The organism is Fructilactobacillus sp. X7R9C1 (assembly GCF_059901005.1).
In genome coordinates, this window is the sequence record NZ_JBWXVG010000027.1 from 1 (window position 1) to 1,972 (window position 1,972).

General features: G+C 32.4%; 5 protein-coding genes. All 5 read left to right on the forward strand.

Annotation, left to right across the window (positions count from 1 at the left end):
• A partial coding sequence (locus AC6UD0_RS07140; protein ID WP_500708658.1) for a hypothetical protein occupies window positions 1-209 on the forward strand: 209 nt, incomplete at its 5' end.
• Window positions 206-703, forward strand: coding sequence for a hypothetical protein (locus AC6UD0_RS07145; protein ID WP_500708659.1), 498 nt, complete (start codon window positions 206-208; stop codon window positions 701-703). The genes AC6UD0_RS07140 and AC6UD0_RS07145, both read left to right, overlap by 4 nt.
• A complete protein-coding gene (locus tag AC6UD0_RS07150; RefSeq protein ID WP_500708660.1) occupies window positions 693-1,127 on the forward strand; it encodes a DUF1642 domain-containing protein in 435 nt (144 codons plus the stop codon). Before AC6UD0_RS07145 ends, AC6UD0_RS07150 begins: the two co-directional genes overlap by 11 nt.
• The gene (locus tag AC6UD0_RS07155; RefSeq protein ID WP_500708661.1) at window positions 1,120-1,482 is read left to right on the forward strand and encodes a hypothetical protein; all 363 of its coding nucleotides are present in this window, start codon (window positions 1,120-1,122) and stop codon (window positions 1,480-1,482) included. Before AC6UD0_RS07150 ends, AC6UD0_RS07155 begins: the two co-directional genes overlap by 8 nt.
• A gap of 190 nt (window positions 1,483-1,672) precedes the next feature.
• Window positions 1,673-1,957 carry a hypothetical protein gene (locus AC6UD0_RS07160; protein ID WP_500708663.1) on the forward strand — a complete coding sequence of 95 codons (285 nt, stop codon included), beginning with the start codon at window positions 1,673-1,675 and terminating at the stop codon, window positions 1,955-1,957.
• Window positions 1,958-1,972: the final 15 nt, after the last annotated feature.

Consider the following 1,972-nt stretch of genomic DNA (forward strand, 5'->3'; position numbering starts at 1 on the left):
TACAATGTGATGATGTGTATGAAACATTTGAGGAAGCACAGAAGCAAATGTTAGAACAGGTTGCGCGATTAGAAGATAAGGATTATTCCATTACTTTTGAAAGTGTAGAACTGAAAAAATATGGTCCTGATGTTCGTTATTCTGCAAACATGAATCCTTATTATTATTGCTATAACATTCACGCAAAGAAAGCAGGTAATGAACTATGAAATTTTATGATAAATGGCAACGTCCTATATTTCTTCCATCATTCCCAGCATGGTTAGATAAAATCATCAAAGATAATCATTTTGACAAGATGGATAGAGATCAACTTCAAACTGCTTTAGAAAAGATTTCAGATGAAGTTAAAGATATTCCAAGCGAAAAGGATTATGTGGATCACAATTCAGATTATATTTGCTTAGGGTTGATAGTTGGATATCAACCAACATATGATAATTATTTTATTGTTTTACCTAAAGTTAATACAGATTTTGATTTTATGTTATCTAAAGGTAAATTTAGATTTTCAAGTCAAGGAAATGGATTATACATCGATAGTGTTAATCAAAAAGATTTGGTAAATTATCCTGATTCAACGCTTGATGATTATATGTTTTCACGGAAAGAATTAAACACTATTGTTCCTGCAAAATATCGTGAGTTTGCGGTTCCACAAGAGATTATTTTAAAGAGGAGTGTAGATAAAGATGACGACTAAACAAATTGAAATACCTAAAGTCCCACAATTTGTAGCAGATAGAATAGAAGACTTTCATAACAATCATGATGGACAAACAGCTAGTTTAAGACAACAGATTCTTAGTTTAAGCCAAGCTGTGAGCTCGAAGTATCCAAGTTATCTTGGCCATGCTAAATTTAAAGCTTTCGTGTGTGATAGCAACCAAAATTACAACTTGGTTTTAAAGGCAATTGTTTATGGTTACGAAGTTGAGGAAAAGAAATATGTAATTCCATTAGGTCTAAAAGATAGTGATGGGAGAATGAATTATCTATCGATAATTGGTAGTCCTTGTAATGAAAGCTTTGTGATGAATAGCTGTGGATACCAATTTACTTCTGAGCAATTAAAAGATTTGCCAAAGGCTTACCAAAAAATGGCAGTGGAGGTTGATTATGATTAAGAATCATGTAGTAGAACGATTGATTAATATTCAAGACCAATTGGATTTAAATAATTATTTACTGCGTAAATTAATAGATGAGCCTGAACATTATAGTTTTGATAAGCCTAAGCGTTACATCATTCCTATTCCAGATACTCAATGTAGCCTTGGGCAGGATTTTTTAGTGAAAATGCATAATTATTTAAATGATGAATCAAAAATAACAACAATAACAAATCGTAGAGAGTGGATATTGCATCCCGATGAAGAAGACGATACTGAGATTAGCGGCTTTGAAAATCAGTACATTTTCACTGAATCAGAATTGAAAGATTTGTCTAAGTACAATCAATCTATTGCGGAGGAAATTTAAATAACTAATCTTATTTTAAGTAATGTATCGTGGTTTTGTGCCGGAATTAGTGTCACATGCGCTGTAATCTCATGCTGGTTACTTTATCGTAATGTTAAGAAGATGGATGACGATAATTCGATGAATTTAAAGTTAGCTCAGATTGCTTATAGTTTATTTGATATAAAACGAAAGCTGGTGGATCAACAGAATGAAAAACTTAAGCGATGAACTATTATCCAACGTTGAATATGCGGTTAATGCAGACATCCCTACTATGCAAAAGCTAATGGTAATCTGTTCTGCCGTTGATAATTGGCGAATGGATAGTAAGGATGTTAAATCAATTGTGATGCCAAAGGGTACAGTGATTAACTATGAGATTAATGATGAAGATTCTTATCATGCAGTAGTGCCAACTGACAGCCCACGTAATCATGTTGATTTTACTGATGATGGTTATCAAAAGTTTATTCAATCATTGAGGCATTATTAAAACAAAAAGCCATCA

Coding starts and splice junctions, on each gene's coding strand:
- AC6UD0_RS07145 (WP_500708659.1), top strand. CDS start 206: ATGAAATTTTATGATAAATGGCAACGTCCTATATTTCTTCCATCATTC.
- AC6UD0_RS07150 (WP_500708660.1), top strand. CDS start 693: ATGACGACTAAACAAATTGAAATACCTAAAGTCCCACAATTTGTAGCA.
- AC6UD0_RS07155 (WP_500708661.1), top strand. CDS start 1,120: ATGATTAAGAATCATGTAGTAGAACGATTGATTAATATTCAAGACCAA.
- AC6UD0_RS07160 (WP_500708663.1), top strand. CDS start 1,673: ATGAAAAACTTAAGCGATGAACTATTATCCAACGTTGAATATGCGGTT.